This window comes from Corynebacterium meitnerae, assembly GCF_027570075.1.
GTDB lineage: Bacteria > Actinomycetota > Actinomycetes > Mycobacteriales > Mycobacteriaceae > Corynebacterium > Corynebacterium meitnerae.
Window position 1 is genome coordinate 96,304 of sequence record NZ_JAKMUS010000001.1, and the last position, 14,834, is coordinate 111,137.

The following is a 14,834-nucleotide window of genomic DNA, read 5'->3' on the forward strand; positions in this document are numbered from 1 at the left end:
GGACGATAATGGCACCAGGACGTAGGCGCTTAGATGCGGAACTCGTGCGGCGAAAGATCGCGCGGTCCCGCGAGCAAGCAGTGGAATGGATCAAGGCTGGCCGCGTGGAAGTAGGCGGCTTCGTGGCAAAGAAGCCAGCCACGGTTGTGGAACCGGATGTGTCCATCAAAGTAGCCGAGGCCGAAGGGGATGATTGGGCTTCGCGTGGTGCGCACAAGTTGCTCGGTGCCCTCGAGGCATTCGAGCCACTCGGTCTTGACGTAACCGGCAAACGCGCTTTGGATGCCGGTGCGTCAACGGGCGGCTTCACTGATGTGTTGCTACGCCGTGGCGTCAAGGAAGTCGTCGCCGTGGATGTCGGCTACGGGCAGCTGGTGTGGCGCCTCCAAAACGACGAGCGCGTGACGGTGCTGGACAGGACTAATATTCGTCACCTCACACCCGAGATGATGGATGGGCCAGCACAGCTCATGGTGGGTGACCTATCGTTCATTTCCCTCGAGCTGGTGCTACCAGCAATCGCAGCGTGCTTGGAAGATGGTGCTGACCTGCTGCCTATGGTCAAGCCTCAGTTTGAAGTGGGCAAGGAACGGCTGGGCAGCGGGGGAGTTGTCCGCTCACCGGAATTGAGGGCGGACGTGACCTTGGGTGTGGCGGAATTTGCTCGTACTTTAGGGCTGAGTTGTCGTGCTGCTGTAGCATCACCCCTTCCAGGGCCGAGCGGGAACGTAGAATACTTCCTATGGCTCGTTAAAGATGGCGGCAAGAGCGCCCCTAGCCAGGGAGATTTAGCCGCGATGATTCAGCGTGCAGTAGAGGAAGGACCGAAGAACTGATGGCTACTAGTAGTGACCGTGCTGTCCTTTTGGTCCCTCACACTCGCCGCGAAGGAAACATCGCATCCGCTGCGCGTGCGACGGAGCTTTTGCTCGAAGCAGGTTTTACCGTCCGGTTGTTGGGCGATGAGGAACTGCCGTACGCCGGCAATTACCCGGCGTTGGATGAACTCTGCCGGGTTGAGCCTGATGAGCATGCTGCTGAGGGCTGTGAGTTGGTACTCGTCCTCGGTGGTGATGGCACCTTCCTCCGCGCCGCCGGTTATGCCCGTGCACAGGATGTGCCGATTCTAGGCATCAACCTTGGCCACATTGGCTTCCTCGCCGAGTGGGAAGAGGACAGTCTGGAGACCGCGATTCGTCGTGTGATCGACCGCGAGTACTCGGTGGATAGCCGCATGACCATTGATGTCACTGTGCATGACCACAATAATGACTTGGTGGGCACGGGCTGGGCGCTCAATGAGGCCAGCTTGGAGAACTTGGATCGCCGCGGTGTTTTGGACGCCATCTTGGAAGTTGATCTGCGCCCGGTCAGCTCCTTCGGCTGTGATGGCGTGCTCATCTCCACCCCGACTGGTTCGACGGCGTACGCCTTCTCCGCTGGCGGCCCAATCCTGTGGCCGGAACTCGATGCCATTCTGGTTGTGCCGAATAATGCGCACGCGCTGTTTACCAAGCCACTCGTGGTCTCACCGAGCTCCAAGGTCGCTGTTGAATCCTTGATTACTACGACTCACGCTGATGTCGTGCTGGACGGCTTCCGTCATCTTGATATGCCACCGGGTTCCCGCCTTGAGGTTGTGCGCGGTGAGCACCCAATTCGTCTTGTTCGCCTGGATGACAGGCCATTCACGGACCGTCTGGTGAGCAAGCTTCACCTGCCGGTCAATGGCTGGCGTGGTCCTGTGGTGAAGGATGATTTCTCCTACGCCGACAACGTGACTCAGCGGTAGGTTTATGCTCACCGAAATCACCATCGATAACCTCGGCGTTATCCCGCATTCTTCCGTTGAATTCTCCCCGGGTCTCAACGTGCTCACGGGCGAAACAGGCGCCGGTAAAACCATGGTTGTCACTGGTCTGCGCTTGCTCACCGGGGGTCGCGCTGACGCGTCGAAGGTCCGCACCGGAGCCACGCAGGCGACAGTTGAAGGTGCTTTTAACACGAGCATGCTTATCGACGTCGCCCGGGACGCCATCACCGCCATCACCGATGACGCCGGCGCTGCGCCGGATGAGAACGATGAGTTTTTGGCGGCGCGGTCGGTGAAAGCAACCGGTCGTTCCCGTGCTCACCTTGGTGGGCGGACGGTACCGGCGGCGACGCTGGCTGAGTTCACCTCGCACCTGCTCACTATCCATGGCCAGAATGACCAGCTGCGTCTGCTTGCCCCGGCAGAGCAGCTGGCCGCATTGGATGCTTTTGATCCGGCGATTGCGCCGCTCAAAGAGCGGTACCGTGCGGCGTATACAACATGGCGTGCAGCGACGAAGGATCTGCGGGAACGAACGGAAAAACGTCGTGAGCTGGCGCAGGAAGTTGACCGGCTGCAGTTTGCTGTCGACGAAATCGATGGGATTGATCCCCAAGATGGTGAGGACACAGAGCTTGTATCCACCATCAACCGTCTGCAAGACGTGGATGCCTTGCGGGAATCAGCGCAGTTAGCGCTCGTTGCCATCGATGGGGCAGAGGCAGCTGGTGAATTCGGCGGTGGGGCAGAGAGCGCAGAGCCTGCCTCCACGCTGATTGGCCAGGCCGCGTCGTCGTTGCAGCAGTCGAGTGACGGACACTTGCGTGAACTAGGCAGTCAACTGGCGGATGTCGCTGCTGTGCTGACGGATGTCTCAGGAGAACTCGGTACGTTCTTGTCTGATCTGCCGAGCGATCCGGATGAACTGGAACGTCTCTTGCAGCGGCAGCAGGAGTTGAAGTCTCTCACGCGCAAGTATGCGCCGGATATCGCAGGAGTGTTGGCATGGCGGGAGAAAGCAGCCAAGCGTCTAGCCTCCATCGACACCTCCGCAGAAGCGATTGAGGAGCTGAAGAAGCGCGTCGCTGCCAGCGAAAAAGAGATGATCACCGCTGCCAAGTCGTTGACCAAAGCGCGTACTGCCGCGGCAAAGGATCTGGAAAAGGCGGTGACGGAGGAGCTTCGTGGGCTTGCGATGCCGAAGGCGCGGATCACCGTGGCCGTCGAAAGTCAAGACTACGACCGCGATGGCGCGGACAGCGTCGAACTGCGGCTGGCGCCGAATGATGCCCTTGAACCGCAGCCCTTGGCGTCGAGTGCGTCGGGCGGTGAGCTTTCCCGCGTCATGCTCGCACTCGAGTTGATTCTCTCCAGCCAGCAGGGTGGCTCAACCCTGGTTTTTGACGAAGTCGATGCTGGCGTTGGTGGTCGCGCCGCGGTGGAAATTGGACGTCGCCTGGCACGTTTGGCGCAGAACAACCAAGTCATCGTGGTCACGCACCTGCCACAGGTTGCGGCATACGCCACGACACACCTGCACGTGTCGAAGAATGTTGGCGATGAGACCGTGACATCCGGTGTAGACGTGCTGGAGGGCGACGCGCGCATTGATGAGCTCGCACGCATGCTGGCGGGTATGGATGATTCAGAGACCGGACGCGCGCATGCCACCGAGTTGTTCGAACGCGCGCAGGCCGAGATCGACGACTTCTAAGCCTCATCTCAAGATTCCGGCGACGTTTTGCAGCGCGCCTCCACCAATAATGCTGGTTAATGCAGCAAGATCACGTGGCATGAGCTCGAAAGAACCGACCCCGAAGAAGGCTGACACCTCCGCTGCGCCAGCAACTCCTGCCGCAGCCCCAGCCGAGACGGAGAAACTCACCGCATCCATCACCGGTAACCTGCGTGATTGCACGCCGCAGGGGAAAGGCCTACGCAAGTTCAGCGCGGGCGATATCGCCATTGTGGATGCGCCGGATCTGACGCGTCGTGAGGCGCAGACGCTCGCGGATAAGCGTCCTGCTGCTGTCGTGAACATCGCGAAATTCTCCACGGGCAACATTCCGAATTATGGGCCTCAGCTGCTCCTTGACGCTGGCATTCCCCTCTTCGAAGGCGCCGGCGCTGCTACGCGCGAATCTTTCCGTGACGGCAAGAAGGCCACGGTGAACACGGATGGTGAGATTGTGGTGGGCAAGAAGGTCATTGCCCAGGCAGACCACCTCAGCCGCGGTGCTGCTGACAAGGTTTTTGATGATGCACAGCGTGCACTCGTGGACAACATGGAAGCCTATTTCGGCAACAGCATCGAGTTCATTCACTCTGAATCGCCGCTGCTTGTCGACGGCGTAGGCGTGCCAGAGCTCGGCGATGCCATGGACGGCAAGAAGGTCCTCATCGTCGCACCAACCGCGGATGCGCGTGAGCGCGTGACCAACCTGCGCAACTTCATCCGCGAGTACCAGCCGGTGATTATTGGTGTGGGCTCCGCGGCTGACACACTGCTCGACCTCGGCTACTCCTGCGATTTCATCGTGGGCGACCCGGCGGACATCTCCACCGACACGCTGCGCGGTGATGCGCGTGTGATCCTCCCCGCTGATCCGGATGGACACGCTGCTGGCCTGGAGCGCATCCAGGACCTCGGTGTCGGTGCTGTGACGTTCCCGGCGGCAGCGGATTCGCCGATGGATCTGGCTATCCTGCTGGCTGTTTTCCACGAGGCTGAAACCATCGTCACGGTGGGTGACATTGTGGACCTGGACCGCATCTTCGCGAATGATCTGGCGGCGTCCCCGGCAGCGATGCTCACTCGCCTCAAGGCTGGCAACCGCATCGTCGAGTCCACGGTGATTGAGAACCTGTACAAGACCTCTTCTGGCTCCGGCGTTGCGTGGGCTTGGGCGATCCTTGGTCTGCTCGTGGCACTTGCCGTCGTCGTTCTTATCGTCGGGCTCATGGGCAATGGCACGTTCGTTGACAACCTCATCGACACGTGGAACAACTTTGCTTTTACCGTCCAGAACATCTTTAACCGCTAGGAGGGGTGCAACATCATGGCTAAGAAGAAAACTGGTGGTGCCGGCTGGGTAGCCAGTGGCCTCGCATGGGGTCTCGCTGGCGGTCTGGCTCTGGGCACCCTCGTGGTGGCTCCGTCCTTGGCGCCAATTTCGGATTACTCGTTCAACAACATTGACCCCACGACGAAGGGCTCCGATGGGGCGCGAAAGGCCCCCGGGTCGTCTGACAAGGATGGGGAAGCACCTGCTAATCCGGAGGCAAATTCCGCCAACGCTTTGCTGGCGGGCAACTCGACCCGCATCGTGGAGGGCACTCTGGACCAGCGTCCGTTCATCATCGTCCGGGCCCCGAATGCGGATGAGGACGATGTGAAGGTGACCAGCTGGCTCGCACAGCAGGCTGGTGCGACCGTGGCAGGGGAGATCACCCTGACAGACAAGTTCCTCTCGCAGGATGGTGCTGATCAGCTGCGCTCGATTATCGCGAATACGCTGCCGGCGGGTGCCCAGCTCTCAGTGGACAACCAGGCGCCAGGCACTCACGCTGGTGAGTCCCTGGGCACTGCGCTCATGTTCGACGTGAACACGAATGAGCCGATGGCCAATGTCGAGGACCGTGCCTTGGTGCTTCAGGCGCTTCGCGATGGTGGCTTCATTGAGTACGACGACGGCACTATCACCCCGGCGCAAGGCATTATCGTGGTCACTGGTGGGGACATCGAAGAAGGCGAAGGCGTTAAGGATGATGCGGATGTCTTTGCCGCAACTGTGCTCGCTGATTTCGCACGTGGCCTGGATTCCCGCGGCGACGCAGTAGTCCTCGCTGGTCGTCGCGGTGCAGCATCCCCGAATGGATCCATCGCGCTGATTCGTTCCAACGCAGAGGCTTCGGCGGCAGTGTCCACGGTTGATTCCCTGGATTCGGAGACCGGTCGTATCTCCACTGTCCTTGCTCTCGCTGAACAGATCGGTGGCAAGTCCGGTGCGTATGGTTCTGCAACCAACGCCCAGGCACCAGCCCCGGAGCGTCCACGCGCGCAGGATAACGGCTAGGAACGAGGTTTCGGCCCGGAGTTGTGCGTCCGGGCCCGATTTACACTGGCTGCTATGACTTCTCATTCAGATTCCCAGCGCCATGAATTCACGGTGAACAGCTCCGAGCTGCTCGTGGACGCCCCGATCTTGGCGGTGCGCCGGGACTCGGTGACCATGCCGGGTGGGACTAGTGCTGACCGTGAGATTGTTGAGCATTTCGGCGCCGTTGCCGTGGTTGCTGTTGATGAGCATGAGCGCATCGCGCTGGTGGAGCAGTACCGCCACAGTGTCGGCCGGCGCTTGTGGGAGTTGCCTGCCGGCCTTTTGGATTTCGCAGGCGAGGATGAACTGGTCACCGCACAGCGCGAGCTCGTCGAAGAAGCAGGGCTAGAAGCGCAGAACTGGTCGTTGTTGCTTGACCTCGTGACTTCGCCGGGTTTCGCCGAAGAGTCAGTGCGTGTGTTTCTTGCTACGGGCCTGCGCGAGGTTGAGCGCCCTGCTGCTGAAGATGAGGAAGCCGATATGCGCTTTACCTGGCTGCACATTGAAGAGGCACGCCAGGCAGTGATGACAGGCAGGATTGTGAACTCCATCGCCATCGCAGGCATCCTCGCCGCATCTGAGGTCATTGCGGGTCGCTCTGAAGCCCGCTCGGTGGACTCACCGTTTGATCTGCGCCCGACGCATATGGCGCAGCGCCGCCAGCAACAAGGTATTGCGCCCGATATGAAGAAGATAGGGCAGCAATGAAAGCGCGTGCTGTCGGGCAGTTATGGCTCGACCACCTCGCCGTTGAGCGGGGTGTGTCGGACAACACGCTGAGCAACTACAGGCGCGATGTTGAGCGTTACCTCGATTGGTTGGATACGGCGGGAAAGACGGATCTCGCCAATGTCACAACAGCTGATCTCGAGGCCTATGTCGCGGACCTGCGCCGCGGGGATGAAAGCAGGCGGCCACTCGCTGCCTCCTCAGCCAGCCGCGCCCTTGTTGTTGCTCGAGGTCTGCACAAATTCGCCACCGTCGAAGGGATCGTCGTCGCGGATGTTGCCGCGAGTGTCTCACCTCCCAAGCAGGGGGAGAAGCTCCCAGACACATTGAGCATTACTGAAGTGAGTACGCTTCTCGACGGCTGCCCCACCGAAACCCCCATCCACCTGCGCGACAAAGCGTTGTTGGAGATCCTGTATGCCACCGGTGCACGAGTGTCAGAGGTGCTCGGTCTCGTTGTGGACGATGTCAGGGAGCTCCCCGGGTACGTGAAGGTCACCGGTAAAGGGGATAAACAGCGGCTTATCCCGGTGGGACGCGCCGCTAATCTCGCGCTCGACGCTTATCTCGTGCGCGGGCGTCCTGCGCTTTCAAAGGGGAAAACTCACGCGTTGTTTCTGAATAAGCGTGGGGGAGCACTGTCTCGGCAGAGTGCCTGGACGATCATCAAAGATGCAGCATCCCGGGCTGGGATTGAGAAAGACATCTCCCCTCACACGCTGCGCCACTCCTTTGCAACACACCTTCTTGAGGGTGGGGCGGACGTCCGCGCGGTCCAAGAATTACTAGGTCACGCCAGTGTGACAACGACTCAGATCTACACTCACGTCACTCCAGAGAACTTGCGTGAAGTCTGGCGCACCGCGCACCCACGTTCCTGAGTCACTGGGATCAGATAGCTGCGCAGACACGTTACGCGGTAAATAACACCTGTGTAAGATGACGGGCAGTAAGGATTTGGTCGACCTGAGTGTGAAGGGCGGGACCGTGGCAGACGAGGGACTCTTCGATGCGAAGCAGGCGGAAGTCGGGCTGACTGGACGTCCCCTGCGCGAATTCCCGCAACCGGAGCCGCTGGAGAAGCACGGGCCGGCCACGATCATCTCCATGGTGAACCAGAAGGGCGGCGTGGGTAAGACCACCTCATCCATTAACCTCGGCGCGTGCCTGGCAGAGCAGGGCCGCAAGGTTCTTTTGGTCGACCTTGACCCGCAGGGCGCGCTGTCCGCCGGCCTTGGCGTTACCCACGATGAGGATCAAGTCACGGTCTATGACTTGATGTTGGACAACACCTCGTCGATTCACTCGGCGATTAAGCGCACCAATGTGTCAGGGCTCGACCTGGTGCCCGCGAATATTGATCTCTCTGCTGCGGAGATCCAATTGGTCAATGAGGTTGGCCGTGAGCAGACTCTTGGCCGCGCGCTGCGTCCGGTGCGTGGGGAATATGACTTCATCATCATCGACTGCCAGCCGTCGCTTGGTCTGCTCACCGTGAACGCGCTCGCGTGCTCCCAGGGCGTCATCATCCCGATGGAATGTGAGTATTTTTCGCTGCGTGGCCTTGCCCTGCTGGCAGACACGGTGGAGAAGGTCCGGGACCGCATCAACTTTGACTTGGATATCGTGGGCATCTTGGTCACCATGTTTGACCGTCGCACCACCCACGCCCGTGAGGTCATGGACCGCGTGGTGGAGGTCTTCGGCGACCGTGTCTTTGACACCGTGATCACCCGCACCGTGCGTTTCCCGGAAACGTCCGTTGCCGGCGAGCCGATTATCACCTGGGCACCTAATTCCCCGGGGGCGGAGCAGTACCGAAACCTGGCCCTTGAGGTCATTGAACGGACCTCCCAGCGGTAGCTACAAGGGAGCCGCTCACACGGCATGTCTACTACGCATTCGAACGAGCCGCTGACCGCGGGCAATGAGGGGTACCAGCCAGAGATCACTGGCTTCACCATCGTCCTCAACAATTTCGAGGGCCCTTATGATCTGCTGCTCAACCTGATCGGTGCCCGCAAGCTCGACATCACTGAGATTGCATTGGCCGAGGTGACCGACGAGTTCATCGAGTACGTGCGGCTGCTGGGCGAAATGGCGCAGCTTGATGAGGTCACCGAGTTCCTTGTCACGGCTGCCACACTTCTCGCACTGAAGACGCAACGCCTTCTCCCTCTTAGCGGCGAGGATGAGGAAGAGGACTTGGAGCTCCTTTCCTCACGTGACCTTCTTTTTGCACGCTTGCTCCAGTACCGCGCTTACCAGCAGGTGGCGGATCGCTTCGAAGAGTGGCAGGGGAATGCTCGCCGCAGGTATCCCCGCGCAGTGGGAATGGAAGAGCAATTCCTGGACCTCATGCCTCCGGTGGAACTTGGCCACACGGCAGGAAGCTTCGCAGAATTGGCGGCATCTGTCTTCCGACCAAAACCCCCGGAGACAGTCCGCACGGATCACGTTCATGCCCAGGCAGTGTCTGTCCCGGAGCAAGCCGGCAAGATTCTGGAGACGCTGAAGCTGGCTGGCCCTGATCACTGGCTGACGTTCGCAGCGCTCACACGAGATTGCACGAAGTCCATGGAAGTGGTGGGCAGATTCTTAGCCATTCTTGAGCTGTACAAAGCGCATGCAATCGACGCCAAGCAGGAAGAAGCCTTAGGGACATTGGACCTGGCGTGGACTGGCAAGGATGTTGATCCCGCGGTGGTGGCCGCACAGAACTGGGAGTAGGAAACATGGAGAGCTATTCGGATCTACCCATGGTGTCGCAGCTGCGCTCGCAGATTGAATCCGTCATCCTCGTCATTGACACTCCTGCGATGGTCGAGGACCTCGCCGGTGCGCTGCATGCTGATCCAACAGATGTGGCTGCTGTACTCAAAGAGTGGGCGCAGGAGCTGGACAACCGTGGCTCTGGCATTGATCTGCGGGAAACCGCTGAAGGCTGGCGGCTGTACACCCGGACAGAAAATGCCGATGCCGTCGAGGCTTTCTTGGTGGACGGCACGCAAACCAAGCTCAGCCGCGCGGCGATGGAAACCCTTGCTGTCGTGGCATACCGCCAACCTGTCACGCGTGCTCAGGTGGCCGGTGTGCGTGGTGTCAACGTGGACGGTGTCATGCGCACGTTGACGCTGCGCGGACTCATTGCGGAGGTGGAACCGGATGAATCGTCGGGCGCACACCGCTACGTCACCACTGAGCTGTTCTTAGAGCAGCTCGGCATCGATTCTTTGGACAGGTTGCCAGACTTGGCGCCGCTTCTTCCGGAAGTCGATTCCATTGAAGATGCCTGGTAGATTCGGGAGCTATGAAACCTACCGCTCGCCGAGAAGGCTCACCGGATAAGGGCTCGAACTCGAGCCATGACAATCAACAAAATCGGGGCAAGAACGGAAAGTTCTTGCTCTCCAACGCAAAACCCGCCAAGCACCAGAACGTCAGCTTGAGTAAGCGGCGTGCAGCAGCAGAAAAAGCAGCCGAAGAACCGCATCCGCTCGCCGATAACTGGTGGGATCACCGCGAAGACCCAGTTGCCCCGGAGGGCAAGGCAGTGGAACTCGGCGGCGCAGACGACCGAGACGGCCGCGGGGGCGGGCCGCAGAAACGTCGACAAGCAGAAGGCGTGCGCTTGCAGAAAGTCCTGGCGCAGGCGGGCGTTGCTTCGCGCCGTAACTGCGAGCTGATGATCGACGAAGGCCGCATTGAGGTCAACGGCAAAATCATCCGCAAGCAGGGCGTGCGCGTGGACCCGAACGTGGACATCATTCGCGTTGATGGTGTGCGCGTGAACGTGAATGAGGAACACCAGTACTTTGCGCTGAACAAGCCGCGTGGGATGCACACCACGATGGAAGATGAGTTCGGCCGCCCGTGCGTTGGTGATCTTGTCGCTGACCGCGTGGTGTCGGGCCAGCGCCTCTTCCACGTTGGGCGCCTGGATGCGGATACGGAAGGTCTGCTGATTCTCACCAACGATGGTGAGCTGGCCAACCGCCTCATGCACCCACGCTATGGCGTGTCCAAAACATACCTGGCCACAGTGCTGGGAGAGGCGAAGCCGGCGCTGATCCGCGAGCTCAAGAACGGTATCGAGCTCGATGATGGCCTGGCCAAGGCGGATTACGTGCAGATCGTGGATACGCACCAGGGTCAGTCGCTGATACGTCTGGAGATTCATGAGGGCCGCAAGCACATCGTGCGCCGTATGCTGAAGGCCGCCGGCTACCCGGTGCAGCGCCTAGTGCGCACGAAGGTTCACACGGTGCAGCTGGGTGAGCTGAAACCGGGCGCAATGCGTGCGCTAAATGACTCGGAGCTGACGGCTCTGTACAAGGCGGTGGAGATGTAAATGGGCAGCACTGGGAATTTGACGAACATGCCCGATGGCGGCTTGATTCTGGCCGTCGATGGGCCTTCGGGGACCGGAAAATCCACCACCTGCCGCGCGTTGGCTAAGCAGCTGAACGCGAAGTACGTGGATACCGGTGCAATGTACCGCGTGGCCACGTTGGCTGTCCTGCGCGCTGACGTGGACCCGGCTGATACCGCCGCGGTGATTGAGGTGACCCGTGATCTGCCGCTAGAAGTCTCCGATGATCCGGATTCGACGGAGGTGATCCTCGCTGGTGAGGATGTCTCGCGCGAGATCCGTGAGCGCGATGTCACCCAGAATGTGTCGGCTGTGTCCGCCATTCCGGAGGTCCGCGTGAACCTCGTGGAATTGCAGCGCAAACTCGCCCGCGAAGCCCACCGCGCGATCGTGGAGGGCCGCGATATTGGCACGGTCGTGCTTGTTGACGCCCCGGCGAAGGCCTTCCTCACCGCCTCACCGGAGGTCCGCGCGCAGCGCCGCTACGACCAGGATGTGGCTGCCGGACGTGAGGTGGACTTTGACACGGTGCTCGCCGACGTGATCCGTCGCGATGAGCTGGATTCGTCCCGTGCCACGAGCCCGCTGCGTCCCGCGGAGGATGCCGAGATTATCGACACATCGACCATGAACAAGGACGAGGTTCTTGCCGCTCTCATTGCCTTGATTGAAAGGAGTGCATGATGACTGACCAGCGTGATAACAACGACTTCTCGGAAGACACGCCGACGGAGTTTGAGTACACCGAATTCAACCCGGCAGATTTTGAGGGCGAAGAGTACTTCATCTCTGAGTACGGGGAGGAAGCAGAGCAGTTTTTCGACGACTCCGAGTTCGGCCCCGCCGATTACGGTGAAGTGTCCGAGGGTGATGTGGACATCACTGACGATATGTCCGAAGAGGACTGGGCTGAGGTCGAAGCAGCTTTCGGTGTCCAGCGCATCAATGCGGACGGCCATTTGGAAGAAGCCCTGCCAACGGTGGCTATCGTTGGCCGCCCGAACGTGGGCAAGTCCTCTTTGGTGAATCGCTTCCTTGGTCGCCGTGAAGCTGTGGTGGACGACCACCCGGGCGTGACGCGTGACCGCGTGAGCTACTTGGCTGACTGGGCAGGCCGCCGCTTCTGGGTGCAGGACACCGGCGGCTGGGACCCGGATGCGAAGGGCATTCACGCCTCCATTGCCCACCAGTCTGAGGCTGCTATGCACGATGCGGATATCATCCTCATTGTGGTGGACTCCCATGTGGGAGTCACGGAATCTGATGCTGCCATGGCGCGCAACCTGCAGCGGTCTGAAGTCCCCGTCATCCTTGTTGCCAACAAGTTTGAGTCCGAGTCCCAGTGGGCGGATGTCGCTGAGTTTTACTCGCTAGGTCTCGGTGACCCATGGCCGGTGTCTGCCCTTCATGGCCGCGGTGGTGCCGATGTCTTGGACGAGATCGTCCGCCTGTTTCCGAAGGAGCCGAAGTCCGCACACTCCATCACGGAGGGGCCGCGCCGCGTGACTTTGGTGGGTAAGCCGAATGTGGGTAAGTCCTCGCTGCTGAACAAGCTGTCCAAGTCCAACCGCGCTGTTGTGGACAATGTCGCCGGCACGACCGTTGACCCGGTGGATGAGCTCATCCAGCTTGACCAGAAGCTGTGGCGTTTCATCGATACCGCTGGCCTGCGTAAGAAGGTCAAGAACGCAACGGGCCACGAGTACTACGCCTCTTTGCGTACGCGCGGCACGATCGACGCTGCCGAAGTGTGCGTCGTGCTTATCGACGCTTCACAGGAGATCACCGAACAAGACCAACGTGTGATCTCCATGGTGTTGGAGGCGGGCAAGGCTATGGTCATCGCCTTTAACAAGTGGGACCTCATGGATGAGGACCGCCGGTACTACTTTGACCGCGAGTTCGACATGCAGCTCAACCAGCTGCCGTGGGTGTCCAAGATCAATATCTCCGCTGAAACTGGCCGTGGTCTCCACCGCTTAGAGCAGGAGATGATCACGGCTCTGGAGAACTGGGACCGCCGCATCTCCACTGGCCAGCTGAACAACTGGCTGCGTGAGGCGATTGCTGCCAACCCGCCGCCGATGAAGAACAACCGCCTGCCCAAGGTGCTCTTTGCCACCATGGTGGGTACTCGTCCGCCGACAATTGTTCTGTTCACCACTGGCTTCTTGGATGCGGGCTATCGCCGTTACCTAGAACGTAAGTTCCGCGAGCAGTTCGGCTACCACGGCACTCCAGTTCGCTTCGCCGTGCGTGTGCGCGAGCGCAACCCCAAGCGGCGCTAGGGGCGGGAAGTCGTGGCACATCCTCGCAGTACTCGTACCGTCATCGTGGACTCACCCAGTGGCGGTGCACAGGAGTTTTCCTATCACTGTTCCGTGCCACAGATCCACGAACGCGAGTCACTGCCGCTGATCGTGGGTATTCACGGCAAGGGTGACAATGGCTACGACTTCCTCATCGGTACGAACCTTGGGGTTGCTAATGCGGTGGTGGTGACTCCAACTGGGCAGGGCCTGGCGTGGGCACCTGCTCCTTATGCCATCACCACGGTGGAGCAGGACACCGCGCTGATCGAGGCGATTGTGAGCGACATCAGCGCTACCTTTCCCATCGATCCATCTCGCGTCTATCTGGCTGGCTTTTCCAATGGCGGTGGCCTCGTGGCTGAGCTGGCTACGCAGAACCCGGAGAAGTATGCCGGCGCGGCCACCGTGGCGGGTGCCATCCGCACCGACGTGGAGGAGCTAGCCTCTGGTGCCCCCATTGACTACCTGAACATTCACGGCACCTGGGATGACGTTGTGCCGTATGCCGGAGAGGATCGCGGCATGGGCCGGATGATCCAGCCAGCCAAGCAGGTGGCCGCGGCCTTCGCAGGCCGCAACGGTGAGCATGCCCGCACAGTACACATTCCGGTCGAGGGCATGGGGCATGAGTGGCCGGCCGGTATCTGGGCCCGCAGCCGGGGCATCGATGTCACCGAGATTATTCTCGACTTCTTCGGTATCAGCTGGACTGAAAACTAAGCCCGTTCGTAGACAAAGGCGTCAGTACGGTAGGGAAGAGGGATCACGTCGCCCTCATCAAAACCCAGGCGTTCATAGAGGTACCACTCTAAATTGGCCTCCACTTTGGCCCGCGTTGCCGAGTTGGCGCGTAGCCAATACGAGCGGGTTTTAGCCAGCTCAAACAAATCCGATGGCGTGGCTTCCTGTATCCACCTCATCCGCAGTCCATCCTTGAGCACCCACGGCTTGTCTACCTCCGGGTAAAAACCTTCGCGGTGCACATCCCCGGAGTGGGAGATACGGGAATAGCGCAGCACCCAGGGGTGGGAGACATCCAGCGTGTTCCAGCACAGCATCAGCTGACCCTCGGGTACCACCACGCGATCGGCTTCAGCACTCGCTGCGGCAATATCAACCCAGTGCCACGTCTGGGCGCTGACATAAGCGTCAACGGATGCGGCCTTCAACCCAGTTGCTTCCGCGGTTGCTTGCCAGGCATGAACAGATGGAATGCGTTGCCGCAACACACTGATCATGTCCGCGGAGGGATCTACCGCCAGCACCTTCCGGTCATCACCAACGAGCAATTCAGTGAGCTTGCCGGTCCCCGCGCCAACGTCAATAACGGTTTTCGCCTTATCAACGAGCTCCGCGACGGGGGAGGGGTAGGTGGGCCGGAAATCGTCGTAAAGCGATGCTCCCTTTTGAAACGCTCCGGCCGTATGCGCGCGAGCTTCCGCATCGATGAAACCCGGCGCATTCTTATTGCTTGGTGTGAAGCGGCGTGGCTCCGGGTGTGAACTCAT

15 protein-coding genes are annotated in these 14,834 nt (G+C 60.2%); 14 read left to right on the plus strand and 1 reads right to left on the minus strand.

Annotated features, from left to right (window positions below; genetic code table 11):
- Positions 1–8: 8 nt before the first annotated feature.
- The 14 genes from L8U60_RS00450 (at position 9) to L8U60_RS00515 (ending at position 14,046) form a co-directional block, all read left to right on the plus strand.
- Positions 9–836 carry a TlyA family RNA methyltransferase gene (locus tag L8U60_RS00450; RefSeq protein ID WP_269964423.1) on the plus strand — a complete coding sequence of 276 codons (828 nt, stop codon included), beginning with the start codon at positions 9–11 and terminating at the stop codon, positions 834–836.
- On the plus strand, positions 836–1,792 hold the full coding sequence (locus tag L8U60_RS00455) for an NAD kinase (RefSeq protein ID WP_269964424.1): 957 nt from the start codon (positions 836–838) through the stop codon (positions 1,790–1,792). Before L8U60_RS00450 ends, L8U60_RS00455 begins: the two co-directional genes overlap by 1 nt.
- 4 nt (positions 1,793–1,796) lie before the next feature.
- Positions 1,797–3,527 carry a DNA repair protein RecN gene (gene recN / locus L8U60_RS00460; RefSeq protein WP_269964425.1) on the plus strand — a complete coding sequence of 577 codons (1,731 nt, stop codon included), beginning with the start codon at positions 1,797–1,799 and terminating at the stop codon, positions 3,525–3,527.
- A 79-nt stretch (positions 3,528–3,606) separates the two neighbouring features.
- Complete coding sequence (gene steA, locus L8U60_RS00465) at positions 3,607–4,857, plus strand: putative cytokinetic ring protein SteA (RefSeq protein WP_269964426.1); 1,251 nt, start codon at positions 3,607–3,609, stop codon at positions 4,855–4,857.
- Between the two features lie 15 nt (positions 4,858–4,872).
- Positions 4,873–5,889 carry a copper transporter gene (locus L8U60_RS00470; protein WP_269964427.1) on the plus strand — a complete coding sequence of 339 codons (1,017 nt, stop codon included), beginning with the start codon at positions 4,873–4,875 and terminating at the stop codon, positions 5,887–5,889.
- A gap of 54 nt (positions 5,890–5,943) precedes the next feature.
- Complete coding sequence (locus tag L8U60_RS00475) at positions 5,944–6,621, plus strand: NUDIX domain-containing protein (protein WP_269964428.1); 678 nt, start codon at positions 5,944–5,946, stop codon at positions 6,619–6,621.
- Entirely contained in the window at positions 6,618–7,523 is a 906-nt protein-coding gene (xerD, locus tag L8U60_RS00480) for a site-specific tyrosine recombinase XerD (RefSeq protein ID WP_269964429.1), read from the plus strand. Before L8U60_RS00475 ends, xerD begins: the two co-directional genes overlap by 4 nt.
- Positions 7,524–7,629: 106 nt before the next feature.
- A complete protein-coding gene (locus L8U60_RS00485; protein WP_269964430.1) occupies positions 7,630–8,505 on the plus strand; it encodes a ParA family protein in 876 nt (291 codons plus the stop codon).
- A 24-nt stretch (positions 8,506–8,529) separates the two neighbouring features.
- Positions 8,530–9,372, plus strand: a complete 843-nt coding sequence (locus L8U60_RS00490) for a segregation and condensation protein A (protein WP_269964431.1) — start codon at positions 8,530–8,532, stop codon at positions 9,370–9,372.
- A 5-nt stretch (positions 9,373–9,377) separates the two neighbouring features.
- Positions 9,378–9,941 carry an SMC-Scp complex subunit ScpB gene (gene scpB / locus L8U60_RS00495; protein ID WP_269964432.1) on the plus strand — a complete coding sequence of 188 codons (564 nt, stop codon included), beginning with the start codon at positions 9,378–9,380 and terminating at the stop codon, positions 9,939–9,941.
- A gap of 11 nt (positions 9,942–9,952) precedes the next feature.
- Positions 9,953–10,993, plus strand: a complete 1,041-nt coding sequence (locus tag L8U60_RS00500) for a pseudouridine synthase (protein ID WP_269964433.1) — start codon at positions 9,953–9,955, stop codon at positions 10,991–10,993.
- The gene (gene cmk / locus L8U60_RS00505) at positions 10,994–11,698 is read left to right on the plus strand and encodes a (d)CMP kinase (protein WP_269964434.1); all 705 of its coding nucleotides are present in this window, start codon (positions 10,994–10,996) and stop codon (positions 11,696–11,698) included.
- A complete protein-coding gene (gene der / locus L8U60_RS00510) occupies positions 11,698–13,302 on the plus strand; it encodes a ribosome biogenesis GTPase Der (protein WP_269964435.1) in 1,605 nt (534 codons plus the stop codon). Before cmk ends, der begins: the two co-directional genes overlap by 1 nt.
- 12 nt (positions 13,303–13,314) lie before the next feature.
- On the plus strand, positions 13,315–14,046 hold the full coding sequence (locus tag L8U60_RS00515) for a CE1 family esterase (RefSeq protein WP_269964436.1): 732 nt from the start codon (positions 13,315–13,317) through the stop codon (positions 14,044–14,046).
- Here the strand turns inward: L8U60_RS00515 and L8U60_RS00520 are convergent.
- Positions 14,043–14,834, minus strand: a complete 792-nt coding sequence (locus L8U60_RS00520) for a class I SAM-dependent methyltransferase (protein WP_269964437.1) — start codon at positions 14,832–14,834, stop codon at positions 14,043–14,045. The genes L8U60_RS00515 and L8U60_RS00520 overlap by 4 nt on opposite strands.